Origin of the sequence: Xanthobacter cornucopiae (genome assembly GCF_043195065.2) — a bacterium.
GTDB lineage: Bacteria > Pseudomonadota > Alphaproteobacteria > Rhizobiales > Xanthobacteraceae > Xanthobacter.
On record NZ_CM195531.1, the window covers coordinates 157,844 to 177,365 of the forward strand.

Here is a 19,522-nt window from a genome sequence, read left to right on the forward strand (position 1 = left end):
CTCAATGCCCCCCTTCCAGATAAGCGGCGCGCACCTCGGGCCGGGCCAGCAATTCGGCGCCGGTGCCGGTCATGGTGATGACGCCATTGACCATCACATAGCCGCGATGGGCGAGCTTGAGCGCGTGATAGGCGTTCTGCTCCACCAGGAACACGGTGAGGCCCTCGGTCTCGTTGAGCAGGCGGATGGCATCGAAGATCTGCCGCGCCACCAGCGGCGCCAGCCCGAGAGAGGGCTCGTCCAGCAGCAGCAGGCGCGGCCGGCTCATGAGGGCGCGGGCGATGGCCAGCATCTGTTGTTCGCCGCCGGAGAGGGTGCCGCCACGCTGGTTGATGCGCTCCTTGAGGCGGGGGAACATCTCGAACATGCGCTCGAGGTCCTCGGCGAAATGGGTGCCGCCCTCCACGGCAGCCCCCATCTGCAGGTTCTCATAGACGCTCATGCGCGGGAAGATGCGCCGGCCCTCCGGCGACTGGGCGATGCGCAGGCGCATGATCTCGTGGGTGGGCAGGCGGGTGATGTCGCGCCCGGCGAAGGTCACCGCGCCTTCCCGGGCCTGGGGGGCGCCGCAGATGGTCATCATCAGCGTGGACTTGCCGGCGCCGTTGGCGCCGATGAGGGTGACGATCTCGCCCTCGCTGATGTCCACGTCCACCCCCTTGAGGGCGATGATGTTGCCGTAGAATGTCTTGACCCCGCGCACCGCGAGCAGGGGGGAGGCGGGCAGGCTCATGCGGACACCCCGACGGCTGCGGCGACTTCGTCCTCGTCCTCCACGCCGAGATAGGAGGCGATCACCTTGGGGTCGTCGCGCACCTCGCGCGGGGTGCCGTCGGCGATCTTGCGGCCGTATTCGAGGACCACCACGTGGTCGGAAATCTCCATCACCACGCTCATGTCGTGCTCGATCAGCAGGATCGAGGTGGCATGCTCGGCGCGGATCGCCAGCAGCAGGGCATTCAGCTCGTGGGATTCGCGCGGATTGAGGCCGGCCGCCGGCTCGTCCAGGCACAACAGGGCCGGCTGGGTGCACATGGCGCGGGCGATCTCCAGCCGCCGCTGGTCGCCATAGGGCAAATCGCCGGCCGGATCGTCGGCGCGGGCGCCGAGGGCGATCTTGTCCAGCCAGTAGACGGCGAGCTCCACCGCCGCCTTCTGCTGGCGCCGCCAGGACGGCAGGTTGAACAGCGCCGCCGGATTGAGGAGGCCGGCCTGGGTCAGCGACATGTGCTGCGCTACCAGGAGGTTTTCCAGCACCGTCATGCCGGAGAACAGGCGGATGTTCTGGAATGTGCGCGCCACCTTCGCCCAGGACGACACCTTGTGGTCGGGCAGGCGCTCCAGCAGGTAGGTGGTGCCGGCCGCCGTCCTGGCCCAGGACAGGCCGGCGGCGGTGAGGTCGTCGATCTCCGCCCGCGTCGCCGGCCCGCCCTGCATCAGGGCGAGGCGGCCGGTGGAGGGCTTGTAGAAGCCGGTGATGCAGTTGAACACCGTGGTCTTGCCGGCGCCGTTGGGGCCGATGACGGCGGTGACCTCGCCGCGCCCGGCGCGGAACGAGACATCGCCCACGGCGACGAGCCCGCCGAAGCGCATGGACAGGTGGTCCACGTTCAAGATGGGGTCGCGGTCCCAGCTCCGCGGCGCGGAGGGGGGCGGGGCGGGGGGCGGGTGGCTGTCGGACATCAGCCGTGGCCCTCCTTCACCAGCGCGCCGGACACCGCCTTGCGGGTCTTCAGGAAGATGGTGGGCATGCGGTTGGCCACCAGGCCGCGCGGGCGCCACACCATCACCGCCACCATGGCGAAGCCGAAGATCAGCATGCGGTAGAGCGAGGGGTCGAAATCCGCGCCGAACAGGAATTCCGCTTTCAGGAACGAGAGGTTGCGCAGCATCTCCATGCCGCCGATGAGCAGCACGGCGGCCGCCGCCACCCCCATTTGCGAGCCCATGCCGCCCAGCACCACGATCGCCAGGATCACCGCCGATTCCATGAAGGTGAAGCTCTCCGGCGAGACGAATCGCACCCGGACCGCGAAGAAGGCGCCGGCGAAGCCGCCGAACATGGCGCCGGTGGCGAACGCCGTGAGCTTGGTCAAGGTGGTGTTGATGCCGAGCGAGCGGCAGGCGATCTCGTCTTCCCGCAAGGCCTCCCAGGCCCGGCCCACCGGCATCTTGCGCAGGCGGATGGTGGCGAGCGCGGTGAGCGCGGCCAGGCCCAGGATGACGAAATAGAGGAAGATCATGCGGTGCATGGAATCATAGTCGAGCCCGAACAGGGCCGCGAAGCCGTCGTCCTCGCGGTTGAACGGCACGCCCAGGAAGGTGACCGGCGGGATGGAGGAGATGCCGGCGCCGCCATTGGTGAGCGACACCCAGTTGATGAGCACGAGGCGGATGATTTCGCCGAACGCCAGGGTGACGATGGCCAGGTAGTCGCCGCGCAGCCGCAGCACCGGAAAGCCCAGGATGACGCCCCACAGGGCCGCCAGCAGGCCCGCCACCGGCAGGCACACCCAGAACGACCACGCCGCCCAGAAGCCTTCCGCCCCATGCGCCTCGAAGAAGGCGTTGACCGGCACCGAGGTGGACAGCAGGGCGAAGGTGTAGGCCCCCACCGCATAGAAGGCCACGTAGCCGAGGTCCAGCAGGCCGGCGAGGCCCACCACGATGTTGAGGCCCCAGCCCAGCATCACATAGGTGAGGATATAGATGCCGAGATCCACCCAGTAGCGGCTTTCGGAGAGGCCGCCGGAGCCGAGGATGGCCAGGAACGGATAGGTGAGCGCCAGGGCGAGGAAGGCCGGCTTCAGCACCGGCGCGATGTTCCGCGTCGCGGCGGCGGCCAGCGCCGTGCCGGGGCCGGCGGCGCGGCGGCCGGGACGCCACAGGGTGAGGCTCAGCGCCAGCCGCAGCCCCGCCACCAGCGCCGCGAACACCGCGACCAGGCCGAAGCGATAGGTGAGGGTCAGCGGGCCGGAGCCCGATTCGGTGGCGCGGAAGCCCACCAGGGGCAGCAGCAGCAGCCCGGTGATGACCCCGCTCGCCACCGCGTCCTTCAGCGCCGGCAGCAGCACCGCCTCGGCCGGCGGCGGGGGCGGCGCCGGGGGGGCGGCGGGTGCCGCCTCCTCGCGTTCCCACAGGTCGGATCTGCGGGCCGCCATCACACCTTCTCCACTTCCGGCCGGCCGAGCAGGCCCTGGGGCATGAAGATGAGCACCACCACGAGGATGGAGAATGCGGCGACATCCTTGTATTCAATGGAGAAATAGGCGGACCAGAAGGTCTCGATGAGGCCGATGAGCAGGCCCCCCAGCACCGCGCCCGGCAGCGAGCCGATGCCGCCCAGCACCGCGGCGGTGAAGGCCTTCACCCCCGGCACGAAGCCGTCGGAGAAGTTCACCACGCCATAATACATAAGATACATCACCCCGGCCACGGCGGCCAGCATGGCGCCGATGACGAAGGTGAGGGAGATGGTGCGGTCGACGTTGATGCCGAGCAGCGCCGCCATCCTGCGGTCCTGCTCGCAGGCGCGCTGGGCCCGGCCCAGCGGCGTCTTCTGCACCAGCCACCAGAAGCCCAGCAGCAGGCCGGCGGTCACCAGCATGATGATGATCTGCTTGTAGGCGAGGGTCACCTGGTAGCCGTCGCGCTCCATCAGAACGATCACGTCGGGCACCATGGGCGGCAGCGGCTTGTTGCGCGGGCCCTGGGCCACCTGCACGAAGTTGGACAGGAAGATGGACATGCCGATGGCGGAGATCATGGGCGCCAGGCGGAACGAGCCGCGTAGGGGCCGGTAGGCGACCCGCTCGATGGCCCAGCTCACCAGCCCGGTGAACAGCATGGCCACCACCAGCGTGATCGCCAGGACCAGGAAGATGGAGCTGATGCCGATGACGGTGGTGAGCAGCAGCACGCAGATGAGGGCGATGAAGGCGCTCACCATGAACACGTCGCCATGGGCGAAATTCACCATGCCGATGATGCCGAACACCATGGTGTAGCCGATGGCGATCAGGCCGTAGATCGACCCCAGGGTCAATCCGTTGATGAGCTGCTGGAGGAAGACGTCCATCCGTCGCGTGTCCCCTGTGCTCCAGATGCCGCGCCCACAAATTCATCCTGCACGATGTTTGAGCGAAGCAAATGCCACTCATAGCCTGACCCGGCGGCCGACACAATTCTGGTGCCCGTGGCGGGGCGCCGGCGGCGCCGGCTGGCGGCGTTTCCCTCGCGCCGGCGGGCCAGGCCGTGCTTGAATGGGCGTCGAGAGGAGGGGGCTGGCCTTGGAGCTGAGCGGCACCGTGCACATTCCCGCACCGCGCGCGGTGGTGTGGGCGGCGTTGAACACGCCGGAGACCCTGAGGGCCTGCATTCCCGGTTGCCAGGAGCTGGAGCCGCTGTCCGGGACCGAGCTGAGGGCGGTGGTGGTGGGCCGCGTCGGGCCGCTGAAGGCCCGCTTCAGGGGCATTGTGACCTTGAGCGAGCAGATCGTCCCCGACAGCTATCGAATTTCTGGGGAAGGGGAGGGCGGCCTTGCCGGATTCGCCAGGGGTGGGGCTCAGGTACGGTTGACCGAGACGGCGGCGGGGACGAAGCTGGAGTATACCGCCGAGGCACAGATCGGTGGCAAGATCGCCCGGCTCGGACAGCGTCTGGTGGCTGGAGCGGCCAAGAAGATGGCCGATGCGTTCTTTCGGAACGTCGCCTCGGCCGTGGGAGGGGAACCGGTTCACCGTTCCTGAACATTCACGCCGTCTGCCCCAGGCCCATGATCGCGCGCTTCAAGATCGACCCCTTCCTTCCGGCCCTCGTCGCCGTGGTTCTCCTCGCCCTGCTGTGGCCCGAGCCCGGCGTGACCGGCGGCGTGCTGCATGCGGACAGCGCCGCCACCTGGGGCATCGGCATCATCTTCTTCCTCTACGGCATCTCGCTCGCCACCCGGCGGCTGCTGGAAAGCGCCACCCGCTGGAAGCTGCACCTGGTGGTGCAACTCGCCACCTTCGGCTTGTTCCCGCTGGTGGTGGTGCTCGCCATGCCCCTCATCAACCGGCTGATGCCGGAGGAGGTAGGGGTGGGTTTCTTCTTCCTGGCGGCGCTGCCCTCCACGGTGTCGTCGTCGGTGGCCATGACCTCGCTCGCCCGGGGCAATGTGGCGGTAGCCATTTTCAACGCCTCCATCTCCAGCCTCATCGGCGTGTTCGTCACGCCGCTGCTGATGGCCTGGTATCTCCACGCCACCGGCGAGACCATGGCGCTGGGCGACGTGATCCTGAAGCTGGTCATCATCGTCATCCTGCCGCTGGTGGCGGGACAATTGGTGCGGCCGCTGCTCCTGTCGGTGGTCGAGAAGCATAAGGCGATCGTGAAGGTGGCGGACCGGGCGGTGATCCTGGCCATCGTCTACAACGCCTTCTGCGACAGCGTGGTGGCCGGGGTGTGGAGCGGGCAGAGCCCGGTCCTGCTGGTGGAGATGGTGGTGGGCGTGGGGCTGCTGTTCGCGGTGGTCTATCTGCTCATCGGCGTGTTCTGCCGGCTGGTCGGCTTCGACCATGCCGACACCACGGCGGTGCTGTTCTGTGGCTCCAAGAAGTCGCTGGCCACCGGCCTGCCCATCGCCAAGGTGATGTTCGGCGCGGTGCCGCAGCTGTCGCTCATCATCACGCCCATCATGATCTACCACTTTCTGCAACTGGTGGTGGTGGGCGTCATCGCCGGGCGCCGCGCCGCCCGCGGCGAGGTGCTGGACGCCATCGCCGCCGAGGAGGCCGCCGAACCCTCGCTCCTGGCCGACCCGCCCGGGGATGCGGACAAGCGGGACTGAGCGGCGCGGACGGGACCTTGTGGCGGCACTCCGCCGTTCACAGCGCGGTTCCTTTCCATTAGAGCGATGACGCGGCACGCCGGACCACCTCAAGGCGGTCTGGCGTGCCCCCGCGCGGATCGCGCGGATGTCGGGCGCGGCGGGCTTTTGCCCGCGGGGCGCCCGCCGGTATCAGGAGATGGTTGTGACCGATCAGCTGAAGCTCGTCCTGGCCTCCGGCTCCCCGCGCCGGCTGGCGCTGCTCAATCAGGTGGGGATCGAGCCGGACCTGCTGATGCCGGCCGATGTGGACGAGACCCCGGAGCGGGGTGAGCTGCCGCGCCGCCTGGCCCAGCGGCTGGCCGGCGAGAAGGGCAAGCTGGTGGCCGATCGCGCCCGCGAGGCCGGCATGGAAGCGCTGGTCCTGGCCGCCGACACGGTGGTGGCGGTGGGGCGCCGCATCCTGCCCAAGCCCGAGCTGCGGGAAGAGGCGGAAGAGTGCCTGCGCCTGCTTTCGGGCCGCAGCCACCGGGTGTTCACCGGTGTGTGCGTGGTGGACCGGCGCGGGCGGGCGCGCATCCGGCTGGTGGAGACGCGGGTGCGCTTCAAGCGGCTCTCGCGGGAGGAGATCAACGACTATCTCGCCTGCGGCGAATGGCGCGGCAAGGCGGGCGGATATGCCATCCAGGGCATCGCCGGCTCTTTCGTGGTGAAGCTGGTGGGCTCCTATTCCAATGTGGTGGGGCTGCCGCTGAACGAGACGGTGGGCCTGCTGTCGGGCGACGGCTATGCGGTGCGGGCCGGCTGGGTGGAGCGGGCGCAATGAGCGGGCAGGACCCGAACGGCCGCGATCCGGCCTCCCCGGACACCGGCACCGGGGCACCGGAGGCCGGGGCGCCGCGCGCAGCCAAGCCGTGCCCGATCTGCGGCAAGCCGCCGGTGGAAAAGTACCGGCCGTTCTGCTCCCGGCGCTGCGCCGACGTGGATCTCAATCGTTGGCTGTCGGGCGCCTATGCCATCCCGGTGGTGGCCGAGGAGGACGAGGACGGCGCCTCGTCCGAGCCGGGGCGCTGACCGGCCGGCGCCGCGCCTCGCGGACCGGCGCCGCCGAATCGGTTGAGCGCCCGGTGGTGGCGCCGGATGCGTCCCGAAGGCGGGGTCGTCTCCCGGAGGCGCGGGCGCGACGGCCGGCGCTGATCAGGCCGGGCCTCCTCCGCGCGCCAGCGGGCGGTGCGCGCGGAGGAGGCCCGGCATCGCGCGGTCGGCGGCGCCTTGACGCCGGGCCCGGGGGCGCGCCAGTTTTGGCCCTCAAGGCCCATCTCGCGGCCGAGGAGCCATCATGACCGCGCTGGCGGAACCTGCAGCCCTTCCCTCCTTTCGCACCCAGGCCTTCATTGACGGCGGCTTCGCGCCGGCGGCATCTGGCCGGACCTTCAGCGCCGTCAATCCGGCCACCGGCAATGTGCTGGCCGAGGTGGCGGCCGGCGACAGCGTCGACATCGACCGCGCCGTCACCGCCGCCCGCCGCGCGTTCGAGGACCGCCGCTGGGCCGGCCTGCGTCCGCTGGAGCGCAAGCGCGCCCTGCAGCGCCTGGCGGATCTGATCCGCGCCCATGGCGACGAGCTGGCCCTCACCGAGAGCCTGAACATGGGCAAGCCGGTGTCCGACGCCCGCGCGGTGGACGTGCGCGCCACCGCCGACTGCTTCGCCTACTATGGGGAGTGCGCCGACAAGGTCTATGGCGAGGTGGCGCCCACCACCAGCGACAACCTGGCCCTCATCCTGCGTGAGCCACTCGGCGTGGTGGGCTGCGTGACGCCGTGGAACTTCCCCATGATCATGGCCGCCTGGAAGGTGGCGCCGGCGCTGGCCATGGGCAATTCGGTGGTGCTGAAGCCGGCCGAGGAATCGCCGCTCACCGCGCTGCGGCTGGCCGAGCTGGCGCACGAGGCGGGCATTCCCGATGGCGTTTTCAACGTGGTGCCGGGCCTTGGCGTGGAGGCCGGCAAGGCGCTGGGCCTGCATATGGACGTGGACGCCCTCGCCTTCACCGGCTCGACCGAGGTCGGGCGTTATTTCATGCGCTACTCCTCGGACAGCAATTTAAAGCGCGTCTATCTGGAGCTGGGCGGCAAGACCGCTTTCGTGGTGGCCCACGACGTGCCCGACCTCGACGCGGTGGCGCAGGCGGTGGCGGGCGGCATCTTCTTCAACCAGGGCGAGATGTGCACCGCCGCCTCGCGGCTGCTGGTGGACAATCGCATCCGGGCCGAGCTGGTGGCGCGCGTGGCCGCCCTGGCGCCGCGCTGGATGCCGGGCGATCCGCTCGATCCGGCGGCACGGGCGGGCGCGGTGGTGAGCCGGGAGCACCAGCAGCGCATCCTTGCCGCCATCGACCGGGGCGTGTCGGAAGGCGCGCGGCTGGTCACCGGCGGCACGGCGGTGCGCCAGGAGAGCGGCGGCGCCTTCGTCGCGCCCACGGTGTTCGACGCGGTGGCGCCGGGTTCCTCGCTGGCCCAGCAGGAGATCTTCGGCCCGGTGCTGTCGGTGATCGGCTTCGACGGGCTCGACGAGGCGGTGACCATCGCCAACGGCACCGTCTACGGCCTGGGCGCGGCGGTGTGGAGCGGCGACCTCGCGGCCGCGCACAAGGTGGCGCGGCGCTTCAAGGCCGGCATCGTCTATGTGAACTGCTTCGACGCCGACGACATCACCACCCCGTTCGGCGGTGTCAAGCAGTCCGGCTTCGGGCGGGACAAGTCCTTGCATGCCCTGGAGAAGTACTCCGACTTGAAGACCGTGTGGACGCGTCTTTAGGGGCTGTGCCCGGCCCGCGCCTCAGGGCGCGGGCCGGGCGAGGTGAAAGACGTGCTCGGTGGCGTCGCATTTGCCTTTCAAGCCGCCGGCGAGCGGCGCCTGCGTCAGCTCGCTCACCCCATAGGCCGCGTCGTAAAGGGCGTGGACCTCGCCGGGCGGCACCGAGAAGGGCGGGCCCTCCACGGCGGACTGGTCGTAGGCGAAGGTGATCAGAACCTGCGGCGCGCCGCAGGTGATGTCCAGGAGGTGGCGCGCATAGCGTGAGCGCATGGGTGCCGGCAGCGCCACCAGGGCCGCCCGGTCATAGATGGCATCGACCGGGCCGAGCCGCGCGGCGCTCAGGTCGAAGATGTCGCCCTGGAAGATGTCGATGCCCGGGCCGGCATGGCGCGCCAGGGGGGGCTCCGGGGGGCCGTCGGCGGTGACGGCGGGCTCGATGCCCAGATCGTCGAACAGCTGGGCCACCGCCAGGGCGCTCAGCTCGGCGCCGGCCACCCGCATGCCGCGCGAGAGCAGCCAGGCGATGTCGCGCGTCTTGCCGCACAGCGGCACGAACACGCGCGCCCCCGGGGCCAGAGCGAGGCGCTCGAAATGCGCTTCAAGAAAGGCGTTGGTCCGGCCCTCGTGAAAGCCGATCTGGTTGTTCGCCCAGCGTGTCTGCCAGAACTCCGCTTCCATGCGCCTTCGTCTCCCGTTGCCGTGCGTGCCTGCGCCGGTGCCGGGATGCTAGCACCTCCGGCCGGCCGGGGGCATGGGCGCGGCAGTCCCGCGCCGGCCTATGGCGTGTCGGCGAGGGGGCGGGCATGGCGGGCAAGGGTGCCGAGCATGTCCGCCAGGGCGGGCGCGTTGGCCGGGGCCATCAGCGAGCCGCCCAGGCGCGGGTTGATCTCGTAGACGCACAAGGAGCCGTCGGCGCGGATGCCGTAGTCGGCGTTGCAGGGGCCGTTGTAGTCCAGCGGCGCAAGGAAGCGCTCCAGCACCTCCACCATCGGCTCCGGCGTCGGCCACGGCTCGTTGGCCTGGGTGGTGCGCGGTCGCCGGATCCGCGCGCCCGGCTTCATGATGTGGCGACAGGAACGCTGAACCAGCACCCGGCCGTTGCGGCAGACGGCGTGGATCACCAGCTCGTCCTGGACCGGCTCATAGGCCTGCAGGAGCACGGGGAACCCGTTCCAGGGGGCGGTGTGCAGCAGCTCCGCCAGGTGGGCGGCGGAAGTGGCGATCTCCACCCCCTTGCCGGAGCGCAGGTCGATGCGCTTCACCACGCAGGGAAAGCGCGCTGCCTCGGCGGAGGCGAACACCTGCGGGCAGTGGGCCGCAAGCCCGTGGCGGGCGGCGTGGGCGGCGAAGGCGGCCTTGTCGGCCAGGGTGGCCACCATGTGCGGGGTGGGGATCAGTCCCTCGTGCCGATCCCGCGGGCAGGCGAGCAGGTGCGGTTCCATGAGCGGCACCACCACGGTGCGCACCCCCGCCAGCGGCGCGGGCAACGGTGCCTGCGGATCGTCCACCACGAGCACGTCCGACACCCCCTCGATCAGCGTCCAGACCCGCGCCGACGGTGCCAGGGCCGCGTTCCAGTTCGGCGCGTGCGATCCGTAGACGACGAAGCGAATCGGGGGCGCGGGAGGGCGGCTGGCTGAAGTTTCCGCCACCGCCCCGTGTTCCGGTTCACTTTGCGGGGGAAGGCGGTCCGTCATCAGTCCTGCTCCTGGAGGTCAAATCGCGTGGGGCGCCATGGATACCAGTTTAGGTCGGAACAGGCCGCCGGTTTCCTGTCGCCGCGCCATTCTTGACGGGAAATGGGAATTCACATTTGCTGAGCGCGCCGGGATGTCGCGGGGCGAATGTGGGGCGGCCCGCCAGGGCCGCACCGCTGGTACCCGCCGCGTGGGATGGTCCTGCGTCATCCGATCGTGTGGCGCGTTTTTTCCCGCGTGAACCGGCGTTCGCGGCGTTCGAAATCGGTTTGGGAGCATCTCCATCGTGTCATCACCCCCCCTGTCCAACTCGACGGCCCACTGGCGCGCGCTCGACGCCGCCCATCACCTGCATCCGTTCTCGGACACCAAGGCGCTCAACGCGGAAGGCGTGCGCGTCATCACCCGGGCGGAAGGGGTCTATGTGTATGACAGCGACGGGAACAAGATCCTGGATGGCATGAGCGGCCTGTGGTGCTCCCAGGTTGGCCATGGGCGCAAGTCCATCGTCGATGCCATCGCCGCCCAGCTGCACCAGCTCGATTATTACAACACCTTCTTCAAGACCACCCATCCGCCGGCGGCGGAGCTGGCCGCCGCCATCGCCGACGTGGCGCCGGAAGGCATGAGCCGCGTGTTCTTCACCTCCGGCGGCTCGGAGGCGGTGGATACGGTGCTGCGCCTGGTGCGGCACTATTGGGCGTCCCTCGGCCGGCCGCAAAAGTCCATCTTCATCTCCCGGCGCAATGCCTACCATGGCTCCACCCTGGGTGGCGCCTCGCTGGGCGGCATGGGGCCGATGCATGCCCAGGGCGGCCTGCCCATTCCCGGCATTATCCATGTGCAGCAGCCCTATTGGTGGGCCGTGGGCGGCACCATGGACCGCGATGCGTTCGGCCTGTACGCCGCCCGTGAGGTGGCCCGCGCCATCGACGAGGCGGGGCCGGAGAATGTGGCCGCCTTCATCGGCGAGCCGATCCAGGGCGCCGGCGGCGTCATCATCCCGCCCGCGACCTACTGGCCCGAGGTGGAGAAGATCTGCCGCGAACGCGACGTGCTGTTGATCTGCGACGAGGTCATCTGCGGCTTCGGCCGCACCGGCGAATGGTTCGGCAGCCAGTTCATGGGCGTGAAGCCCGACCTCATCACCTTCGCCAAGGGCATCACCTCCGGCTACTTCCCGCTGGGCGGCGTCATCGTCGGCGACCGGGTGGCCGAGGGCTTCATCGCGCACGGTGGCGATTTCAACCACGGCTACACCTATTCCGGCCATCCCGGCGGCTGCGCGGCGGCGCTGGCCAACCTCAAGATCATGCATGAGGAAAAGCTGGTGGCCCGGGTCAAGCACGACATCGGCCCCTATCTGCAGGAACGCTGGCTGAAGCTTGGCGATCATCCCCTGGTGGGCGAGGCGCGCATGGTCGGCCTCATCGGTGCGCTGGAACTGACACCGGACAAGGCCACCCGCGCCGCCTTCGCCGCCGAGGAGGGCACGGTGGGCCTCATCTGCCGCGACTTCTCGTTCCGCGAGGGCCTGGTGATGCGGGCGGTGCGCGACGGCATGATCCTGGCCCCGCCCTTCACCCTCTCCCACGCCGAGGCCGACGAACTGGTGGGCATCGCCTGGCGGGTGCTGGACCTGACCCATGCCGAGCTGAAGCGGCGCGGTCTGCTGGTGCCGGTGCCGCGGGTCGACGCGGCGGCATGAGACTGGCGTAGGCTTGAGACGAAAAGGGCCGGCGGGCGCACCGCCGGCCCTTTTCATGCGCGGCGGCCACTCATGCCAAAGGCCCGTGAGCTTGGCTCATGGGCCTTTGGCAAGCGCGAGCGGGGCTTGAGCGGCCCCTTTGGCACCGGTCGAAGACCGGGGCCGATGGGATCAGCGCGGGGCGGTTTCCTCGAACTGCGGGCACCGGGCCGCGAACGCCGCCTGCCAGGCCACCAGGCGCGGGTGATCGGCGCGCCATGCGCCGGCGAAGCGGAAGTCCAGGAAGCCCAGTGCGCAGCCGAGGGCGATCTCCCCGGCGCCGAGGGGGGCGTCGAGGTCCGGCGGCGCGGCTTCCAGCGCGGCCAGGGCGCGGGCCATCTTCTGGCGCTGGTGGTCCAGCCACTTCTCCTCGTGCTTCTCCACCGGGCGGAAGCGGGTTTCGTAGAGCACCAGGACGCCGGCATCCATCAGCCCGTCCGCCAGGGCCTCAAGCTTCAGGCTGGCGATGAAGGCGGCGGGGTCCTTGGGCAGCAGCACGCCGCCGCCGGCCACCTGGTCGAGATAGGCCAGGATCACCCGCGAATCATACAGGCATTCGCCGGCATCGGTGATGAGGGTCGGGATCTTTCCGAGCGGGTTTTGCTGGCGCAGGGTGTCGCTGGGATCGACCGTGTCGGCGAGCTGGAGCTCGATCGGCAGGCCGGCGACGGCGGCCGCGAGACGCACCTTGCGCGCGAAGGGCGAGGTGGCGGAAAGGCGCAGGAGCATGGCAGGCGTCCGGCTGTTGTGGTGGGGCCGCCTTCCTAGAGCATTTTCGCGCGCGGCGGGACCCGGTGCGGTGGAAGAAAATGCCCTCCGGCCGGTGGGGGCGCGCGGTTTGGTGCGCGGCGGCTTATTCCGCCCATTCCGGATCGCCGGTGAAGACGATGGTCAGCCAGCGGTCCGGCCCCTCGCCGCCGAGGGCCTCGCCCATCTCGTCCCGCAGGGCGTCCCAGGCGGCGATGGGCTTGGTGGCCATGCCCGGCGGGACGATGAAGTACAATTCGATCATGCGCGAGCGGCCGACCCGCGCCACATAGGCGCGGTAGGAGGAAAAGCCGTGCCGCGCCACGAAGGCCTGGGCGGCGGCGTCCACCTCCTGCTTGAGGTCGGTCGGCGTCACCAGGAACATGTCGGAGAGCGCCTGCCGGACGGTGGCGATGGGCAGCGGCGCGATGACAAGGCAGACGATGGCCAGCACCGCCGGGTCGATGAAGGGCGTGATCCATTCAAAGGTGGTGCCTTCCACCGCGTAGCCGAGGCAGAAGGCGATGAGCAGCGCGGCGGTGATGCCGGCCGACATGACCCAGCCCCGGACGTCCAGGGCGATGAAGTCGGAGCCGATGCGGCGGTTGGCGCGCGCCTCCACCACCGCCGTCGCGGTGCAGATGGCGACGGTGAGCGCGGCATAGATGATGGCGTATCCGAATTCCAGGTCGCGCCCGCCTTCCAGCAGGCTGCCCACGGCATTGATGAGGGCGTAGATGGCGATGCCCACCAGCAGCATGCCGTTGAGCGCCAGCACCATGGGTTCCAGGTGCCAGAAGCCCATGGAGAAGCGCTCGTGCAGCCGCCCGGCCAACTTTCGCGAGGCGGCATGGGTGGCGATCAGGTTGGCCACGCCCAGGGCCAGCAGGCTCATGGTCGCGTCCACCAGCGAATAGACGCCGTCGAAGGTGATGGAGAACGAGCCGGAGACGAGGCCGAAGCCGATGCCCAGCGACGACACCACCAGGGTGGCGCCGATGGAGGCGCGCAGGACGCCGCATTCTGTGTTCAGGTCGAAGAAGCTGCCCTTGTCTTCCACGCCGCGCTCCGTCTCTTGGTTCTGCTCGCCGGCGCCATCCGCGCGCCCGGGCGGCGATGGCGATCAGCCGGCGGTGGCGGTGAGCCACGACACGCGAACCCGCCCCTTGCCGTCGCGCGCCAGCAGCGGTGCGATGGCGGTGAGCAGGGTGCGGGCCTCGTCGGCCAGGGTGAAGGGCGGATTGACGATGATGAGGCCGCTGCCCGAGAGGGTGTCCAGGCTGCGCACCTCGGCGAAGTCCACTTCCACCCGCAGCGTCTTGGGCAGGCGCAGTTGCGCGACCTCGCGGCGGAAGGCATCCACCGCGCGCAGGTCCTTGATGGGGTACCACAGCATGAAGGTGCCGGTGGCGAAGCGCGCGTAGGCGGCCTTGAGCCCTTCCACCAGCCGATGGAATTCGCCCTGCTCCTCGAAGGGGGGGTCCACCAGCACCAGCCCGCGCCGCTCGCGCGGCGGCAGGTGGGCGGACAGGGCCTGATAGCCGTCCTGGGCCAGGATCTTGGCGCGGGCATCGGCGCCCACGCGCTTTTCCAGCTTCGCCCGCTCCTCCTTGTTGAGCTCGCAGAACAGCAGGCGGTCCTGGGGCCGCGCCAGCGCCAGCGCCAGCGCCGGCGACCCGGGGTAGAGCCGGCGCCCGTCCGCGCGCAGCGCCCGCACCGCGTCGAGATAGGGCGCGAGCAGCACCGCGGCCTTCTCCGGCAACGGGGCGGCGAGGATCGCCTCGATGCCGGCATCGGCCTCCAGGGTGCGCTGGGCGTTGGCGCCGTCGAGGTCGTAGATGCCCGCCCCGGCGTGGGTGTCGAGCACGCGATAGGGCGTGTCCTTCCGCGCGAGATAGGCGAGGATGCGGGCCAGCATCGCGTGCTTCATCACGTCGGCCGGATTCCCGGCATGGAAGGCGTGGCGATAGTTCATGGAGCGGGGTTCACCAAAGCGTTCGCGCGCCGGCGGCGGGGACCGCGCGGCGTGGCGCCCGGTCTATCCGAAAAGACCGGCCCGGCTCCAGCGCATTCTCAAGCCGGGTAGCGCCGGGCGCGGGCATGGACGCGAGGCGGGGCCGCCGGCCTAGTTGCCGCGCACCGGCGGCATGACCATGCGGTCGAGCCGGCAGGCGCGCTTGTCCACCTCGGGGCAGGGGCGGAAGGCCAGGGTGTCGCGCGACAGGCAGACCCGCACCTCGCGCAGGCGGCGCTTGTCGCAGTCCACCGAGATCATGTTCGGCTGAAGGCCCGGGTTGGCGGCGCGGAAGGCCGCCTCCAGATCCACCGGCGCCACCATGCGGTAATCGTCGAGGTGGGCGAACTCGGCGGGAATCGCCACCTTGTCCCGCGCCGCCCGCACCAGCGCGAAATAGCCGTCCGCGTCGAGGCCCGAGCACGTGCCGTGCTTCTTCCATTCGTGGATCACCAGACGCTTGCTGGGCATGATGTCCAGCATGGAGGTGACCAGGCGGTTCGGCACATAGGGGGCGGGGCTGCCGCAGAATTCGGGATAGCCGCGCTCATATTGGGGCCACAGGCCGTGCACCACGAAGGCGTAGGGGCGGCGGGTGGCGCATTGCGGCTCGTCCGCCGCCCGCGCGCCCTGGACCTCGCAATAGGTGGGCGACCACGACAGGGACAGCACGTAGAAATCAAAGCTGCCCGGAGCCGCGCTCTCGGCCGCGGCGGGCGCTGCCACGGCCATCAATGCTCCGAGGCCAACAGCGATCCGGCGCAGCCAGCGCCCTGCGCCGGACACGCGCCTGTCGCGCGGCGGCGGGCCGGGTCGGACCGCCGCCGGCCTCACGGCTGCGCCATCCGGCAGGACGGGGCGTAGGCGTAATTGCGGTCGAGGCCGACGATGCACCATTCCACGCCCCAGCTGGCGCCGATGAAGCCGCCGGATTCGACGATGGCGTAATAGATCGCCCGCTTGTGGGCGTCGGAGGTGTAGACGGTGCCGCGGCAGAAGCGGCGCGGCAGGTAGTCCGGCCCCCAGGGGCGGAAGGCGATTTCCTTCGGCTGCTCGAACTGGGTGATGGACAGGTCGGAGGACCAGAACCGCCGTTCGGTCTCGGCGAAGCGCTGGGCGATCAGGTTGAGCGCCGCCTGTTCGTCGCAGGCCGGCACGTCACCGGAATAATTGGGGCCGGACAGCCAGAAGTTCAGCTCCAGCAGGTTGGCCGCCTCGGCGCGGGGAAGGCTGGCGCCGAGCGCCAGGGCGAACACGGCGGCGCCCAGGCTGGCCAGACGACCGAAGCCGGCCCCGGAGCCGAAGCGCCACGGGTTCGCCTTGGCCTTCGCAGTGCGCACCCCATTCCCCATGGTCGTCTCCACTCGTCGCTGATGCCGCATTGCGGCCATGTTGACCGGACGATGGCGTCCCCGCGGGGGCCGGTCAAGCGCAGCGGAGACACAGGCGTTGAGAAATCGTCAATGAACGGCGTGGCGCGCCGCCGCGCCAAAACTGGGATAGGCTGCTCCGGGAGCCCGCTGGCGCGGCGGGCCGGCGAGGGGAGGCGCGCATGTCCCAGTCCCGTTTCGCGTTCGGCGCGGGGGAGGAGCGGCCAGCCGCCGGGGCGGCGCCCCTGGCGCGCTTCGCGAGCGGGCGGGCGGCCGCGCTGGACCTGCGTCCGGACCATCCGGTCTATTGCTTCCGCCCTGCCGTGTTGCGCGCCGATGCGTCCGCCTTCCGCGACGCCTTTCCCGGCAAGACCGCCTATGCGGTGAAGACCAATGGCGAGCCACTGGTGCTCGAAACCCTGGCCCAAGCCGGCATCTCCGCCTTCGACGTGGCGAGCCCGGCGGAGTTCGAAGCCGCGCGCGCGGTCGCGCCCCAGGCGGAGCTGTTCTACATGCACCCGGTGAAGGCGCAGTCGGACATTCGCCTGGCCCTGGAGCGCTATCGCATCCGCGTCACCGCGCTCGACCACGAGGACGAGGTTGCCAAGATCCTGCGCATCGTGCGCGGCCTCGATCTCGATCCGCAGGACCTGACCCTGTTCGTGCGGCTCGCCACCAAGGGCGAGGCGGCGTACGAGCTGTCGCGGAAGTTCGGCGCCGCGCCCGGCCACGCGGCGGAACTGCTGCAGCGCATCCACGGCTTGGGCATCCGCTGCGGCCTGTGCTTCCACGTGGGCAGCCAGGTGGAGGACGCCGCCACCTACGAGCGGGCGGTGGCGGTGGCGGCCGAGGTGCGCGCGGCGGCGGGCGTGCCCGTCCATGGCCTCGACGTGGGCGGCGGCTTTCCGGCCGCCTATGCCCGCGACCCGCGCCGCGGCGAGCCGGCCATGCCGCCGCTGGCGGACATCATCGGCGGCCTGATGGCGGCGGTGGAGCGCCACGGCTTCTCCGGCGTGCCGCTGGTGGCGGAGCCGGGGCGGGTGATCGTGGCGCGGGCGTTCTCGGTCATCGTGCGGGTGCTTCTGAAGAAGGGGCAGCGGCTCTACATCAACGACGGCATCTGGGCCTCGCTCTCCGATTCCTGGACCGGCAAGATCCTGCTGCCGGTGCGGCATATTCCCGATCCCGCCCGCCGTCGCCGGCCGGCCCGCTCCACCGCCATCGAGCCGTTCCGCATCTACGGCGCCACCTGCGACAGCGTCGACGTGCTCTCCCGCCCCTTCTACCTGCCGCAGAGCGTGGACACCGGCGATTGGATCGAGATCGGCCACATGGGGGCCTATTCCCTGTCGCTGCGCACCCGGTTCAACGGCTTCTATCCCGACACCTTCGTCACCGTGGACGCGCCGTTCGACGCCGGCGACGCGCCCCAGGGCTTCGCCGAACCGGAACATCGCGGCCTCCCGGCGCCCTGAACGTCCCGCGCATGACCCTTCAGAACCAGATGCGGTCGCTCTCGCGGCCGGCGTAGAGGCCGGCCACCTGATCGCCATAGCCGTTGTAGAGCAGGGTCGGGCGGCGCTCGCCGGTGGCGATGTCCTCCTCGCTGGCCTGGCTCCAGCGGGGGTGCGCCACCTTCGGGTTCACATTGGCCCAGAAGCCGTATTCGGCGCCCTGCACCTCTTCCCAGAAGCTCACCGGCTGGGTGTCGGTAAAGGTGAAGCGCACGATGCCCTTGATGGACTTGAAGCCGTACTTCCACGGCAGCGCCAGCCGCAGCGGCGCCCCGAACTGGGCCGGGGCCGGCTTGCCATAGGCGCCGGTGACGAGGAAGGCGAGCTCGTTGCCCGCCTCCGCCAGGGTGATGCCCTCCACATAGGGCCACGGATAGCGGAAATCGCGCTGGTTGGGCGCTATCTTCGGGTCGCGGAAGGTCTCCATCCGCACGAACTTCGCCGCCGCCGTGGGCCGTGCCAGCGCCACCAGCGCCGCCATGGGAAAGCCGGTCCAGGGAATGGCCATGGACCAGGCCTCGACGCAGCGGTGGCGATACAGCCGTTCCTCGAGCGCGACCTTCTTCAACAGGTCGTCGATGTCGAATTCCTGCGGCTTCTCCACCAGCCCGTCCAGCACGATGCGCCAGGGCCGGCGCTGGAAGCGGGCCATGGCCGGGGCCACGTTCTTGGCGTAGCTGAACTCGTAATAATTGTTCACCGTGGAGGACTTGGCCTCCGGGGTCACGGGCCGGTCCAGGGTGTAGCGCGGGTTGGCGCGGGCGGGGTAGAGCGCGGCGCTCGGGTCGGGCAGGTCGGTCACCCGCTGGGCGGCGGCGGGGCCGGCGAAGGCGGCGGCGCCGATCAGTCCCGCGCCCAGCACCGTGCGGCGCGAGAGGTAGACGGATTCCGGAGTGGCGGCGGATTCGGGCAGTTCCCAGCCGCGCCGGCGTCGCAGATGCATGGTCGGTCCTCCTCGGGGCCCGGCGGCTGTGTGGCGCACGGGACCCGGTACGGGCTTGCCCCTCCGGAGGCGGTCCGGGCGATGGGGCGGTTCGCGGGGGGAGGATCGGGACGCGGCCGCCGGCGCGCAAGTCACAGCGGCGTGTGGCCAAGGCGGGACCGCGCGGAAGCGGCCTCAGCGCCGAGGCGTGGCTGCGGACGGGGGATCGCCGGCGACCTGGGGCGTCGAGGGCTCCAGCGTCAGGGTGGCGCCCGCGATGGAGAGGCTGAGCCCGCTGTCGGAGGACACGCTCAGCGGCTGCAGGGTCACCTGCTTGGCGGGGTCCTTGGCGGCCAGCATGTTGGCGGAAAAGCCGGGCCCCAGCGCGAAGCCTGAGGTGAAGCCCACATAGGTGCCGGCGAGCACGCCGCGTTCCAGGTTCGGCGAGGTGGCGAGCACGCCCCAGAGCATGCTGCCCTGGTCGGAAATGCCGATGTCGAGCCCGATGCGCTCCAACGTGCCCACGTAATAGTGATTCTGGCCCATGCTCGGGCGGAACTCGCAGCGCACGGCGCGGGTGGAGCCGAAGCCGGTGGCGGTGGCCATCTCGCCGCGGCATTCCAGCAGGCCGGCCGAAACCTTCGGCATCTGCGGGCGGGCGTCCGGCGCCGCCGCGCCGGGGGCGACATTGAGCTGCGGCAGGGGCTGGACGGGTGTCGCCCCCTGACCGTAAGGCGGCGCGGAGCCCTGCTGCGGCGCGATGGCCAGCGGCTGACCGAACGCGGTCCGGTCGGCGGCGGCCATCGGCAGCAAGGTCGCCACCGTGGCGAGAAGAGCGGGGCGGAAGCGGGTCATCATCATCTCCTGCCCCGATCTTGCACACCTTT

20 protein-coding genes are annotated in these 19,522 nt (G+C 70.3%); 7 read left to right on the forward strand and 13 right to left on the reverse strand.

What is annotated here, in order from left to right:
- Window position 1 precedes the first annotated feature (1 nt).
- Genes V5F53_RS00635 through V5F53_RS00650 form a run of 4 tightly spaced genes read right to left on the reverse strand, consistent with a single transcriptional unit; the run spans window position 2 to window position 4,078 of the window.
- Window positions 2–733, reverse strand: a complete 732-nt coding sequence (locus V5F53_RS00635) for an ABC transporter ATP-binding protein (protein WP_393995851.1) — start codon at window positions 731–733, stop codon at window positions 2–4.
- Window positions 730–1,683, reverse strand: a complete 954-nt coding sequence (locus tag V5F53_RS00640; RefSeq protein WP_393995852.1) for an ABC transporter ATP-binding protein — start codon at window positions 1,681–1,683, stop codon at window positions 730–732. The genes V5F53_RS00635 and V5F53_RS00640 overlap by 4 nt, the downstream gene beginning before the upstream one ends.
- Window positions 1,683–3,161 carry a high-affinity branched-chain amino acid ABC transporter permease LivM gene (livM, locus tag V5F53_RS00645; RefSeq protein ID WP_393995853.1) on the reverse strand — a complete coding sequence of 493 codons (1,479 nt, stop codon included), beginning with the start codon at window positions 3,159–3,161 and terminating at the stop codon, window positions 1,683–1,685. The genes V5F53_RS00640 and livM overlap by 1 nt, the downstream gene beginning before the upstream one ends.
- Window positions 3,161–4,078 carry a branched-chain amino acid ABC transporter permease gene (locus V5F53_RS00650; protein ID WP_393995854.1) on the reverse strand — a complete coding sequence of 306 codons (918 nt, stop codon included), beginning with the start codon at window positions 4,076–4,078 and terminating at the stop codon, window positions 3,161–3,163. The genes livM and V5F53_RS00650 overlap by 1 nt, the downstream gene beginning before the upstream one ends.
- A gap of 205 nt (window positions 4,079–4,283) precedes the next feature.
- Here V5F53_RS00650 and V5F53_RS00655 point away from each other — a divergent pair, with 205 nt between their 5' ends.
- From V5F53_RS00655 to V5F53_RS00675, 5 genes are all read left to right on the forward strand, one after another.
- Window positions 4,284–4,748, forward strand: coding sequence for an SRPBCC family protein (locus V5F53_RS00655; RefSeq protein WP_393995951.1), 465 nt, complete (start codon window positions 4,284–4,286; stop codon window positions 4,746–4,748).
- A gap of 26 nt (window positions 4,749–4,774) precedes the next feature.
- Window positions 4,775–5,827 (forward strand): bile acid:sodium symporter family protein, encoded by a 1,053-nt coding sequence (locus V5F53_RS00660; protein WP_393995855.1) that lies wholly within the window; start codon window positions 4,775–4,777, stop codon window positions 5,825–5,827.
- Window positions 5,828–6,011: 184 nt separating this feature from the next.
- Complete coding sequence (locus V5F53_RS00665) at window positions 6,012–6,632, forward strand: Maf-like protein (protein ID WP_393995856.1); 621 nt, start codon at window positions 6,012–6,014, stop codon at window positions 6,630–6,632.
- A 95-nt stretch (window positions 6,633–6,727) separates the two neighbouring features.
- The gene (gene yacG / locus V5F53_RS00670) at window positions 6,728–6,880 is read left to right on the forward strand and encodes a DNA gyrase inhibitor YacG (protein WP_509213019.1); all 153 of its coding nucleotides are present in this window, start codon (window positions 6,728–6,730) and stop codon (window positions 6,878–6,880) included.
- Between the two features lie 265 nt (window positions 6,881–7,145).
- Window positions 7,146–8,624 (forward strand): aldehyde dehydrogenase, encoded by a 1,479-nt coding sequence (locus tag V5F53_RS00675; protein WP_393995858.1) that lies wholly within the window; start codon window positions 7,146–7,148, stop codon window positions 8,622–8,624.
- A gap of 21 nt (window positions 8,625–8,645) precedes the next feature.
- On the opposite strand, the gene tmpT is transcribed toward V5F53_RS00675, so the two are convergent.
- Both tmpT and V5F53_RS00685 read right to left on the reverse strand, forming a co-directional pair.
- Complete coding sequence (tmpT, locus tag V5F53_RS00680) at window positions 8,646–9,302, reverse strand: thiopurine S-methyltransferase (RefSeq protein ID WP_393995859.1); 657 nt, start codon at window positions 9,300–9,302, stop codon at window positions 8,646–8,648.
- A 98-nt stretch (window positions 9,303–9,400) separates the two neighbouring features.
- Entirely contained in the window at window positions 9,401–10,321 is a 921-nt protein-coding gene (locus V5F53_RS00685) for a hypothetical protein (protein WP_393995860.1), read from the reverse strand.
- 286 nt (window positions 10,322–10,607) lie between these two features.
- On the opposite strand from V5F53_RS00685, the gene V5F53_RS00690 reads away from it, so the two are divergent.
- A complete protein-coding gene (locus V5F53_RS00690) occupies window positions 10,608–12,029 on the forward strand; it encodes an aspartate aminotransferase family protein (protein ID WP_393995861.1) in 1,422 nt (473 codons plus the stop codon).
- Window positions 12,030–12,200: 171 nt separating this feature from the next.
- Here the strand turns inward: V5F53_RS00690 and V5F53_RS00695 are convergent, their stop codons facing one another.
- The 5 genes from V5F53_RS00695 to V5F53_RS00715 form a co-directional block, all read right to left on the reverse strand.
- Window positions 12,201–12,797 carry a glutathione S-transferase N-terminal domain-containing protein gene (locus tag V5F53_RS00695; RefSeq protein WP_393995862.1) on the reverse strand — a complete coding sequence of 199 codons (597 nt, stop codon included), beginning with the start codon at window positions 12,795–12,797 and terminating at the stop codon, window positions 12,201–12,203.
- 124 nt (window positions 12,798–12,921) lie between these two features.
- Complete coding sequence (locus V5F53_RS00700; RefSeq protein ID WP_393995952.1) at window positions 12,922–13,848, reverse strand: cation diffusion facilitator family transporter; 927 nt, start codon at window positions 13,846–13,848, stop codon at window positions 12,922–12,924.
- Between the two features lie 90 nt (window positions 13,849–13,938).
- Window positions 13,939–14,790 carry a 23S rRNA (adenine(2030)-N(6))-methyltransferase RlmJ gene (locus V5F53_RS00705; protein WP_393995863.1) on the reverse strand — a complete coding sequence of 284 codons (852 nt, stop codon included), beginning with the start codon at window positions 14,788–14,790 and terminating at the stop codon, window positions 13,939–13,941.
- Between the two features lie 150 nt (window positions 14,791–14,940).
- Entirely contained in the window at window positions 14,941–15,561 is a 621-nt protein-coding gene (locus V5F53_RS00710; protein ID WP_393995864.1) for a ribonuclease T2 family protein, read from the reverse strand.
- 98 nt (window positions 15,562–15,659) lie between these two features.
- Complete coding sequence (locus tag V5F53_RS00715; protein ID WP_393995865.1) at window positions 15,660–16,181, reverse strand: hypothetical protein; 522 nt, start codon at window positions 16,179–16,181, stop codon at window positions 15,660–15,662.
- Window positions 16,182–16,381: 200 nt separating this feature from the next.
- Here V5F53_RS00715 and V5F53_RS00720 point away from each other — a divergent pair, with 200 nt between their 5' ends.
- Window positions 16,382–17,674 carry an alanine racemase gene (locus V5F53_RS00720; RefSeq protein ID WP_393995866.1) on the forward strand — a complete coding sequence of 431 codons (1,293 nt, stop codon included), beginning with the start codon at window positions 16,382–16,384 and terminating at the stop codon, window positions 17,672–17,674.
- A gap of 19 nt (window positions 17,675–17,693) precedes the next feature.
- Here the strand turns inward: V5F53_RS00720 and msrP are convergent, their stop codons facing one another.
- Together msrP and V5F53_RS00730 are read right to left on the reverse strand one after the other, a co-directional pair.
- Window positions 17,694–18,656, reverse strand: a complete 963-nt coding sequence (gene msrP / locus V5F53_RS00725; protein ID WP_393995867.1) for a protein-methionine-sulfoxide reductase catalytic subunit MsrP — start codon at window positions 18,654–18,656, stop codon at window positions 17,694–17,696.
- 174 nt (window positions 18,657–18,830) lie between these two features.
- Window positions 18,831–19,490, reverse strand: a complete 660-nt coding sequence (locus V5F53_RS00730; RefSeq protein WP_393995868.1) for a DUF992 domain-containing protein — start codon at window positions 19,488–19,490, stop codon at window positions 18,831–18,833.
- Window positions 19,491–19,522: the final 32 nt, after the last annotated feature.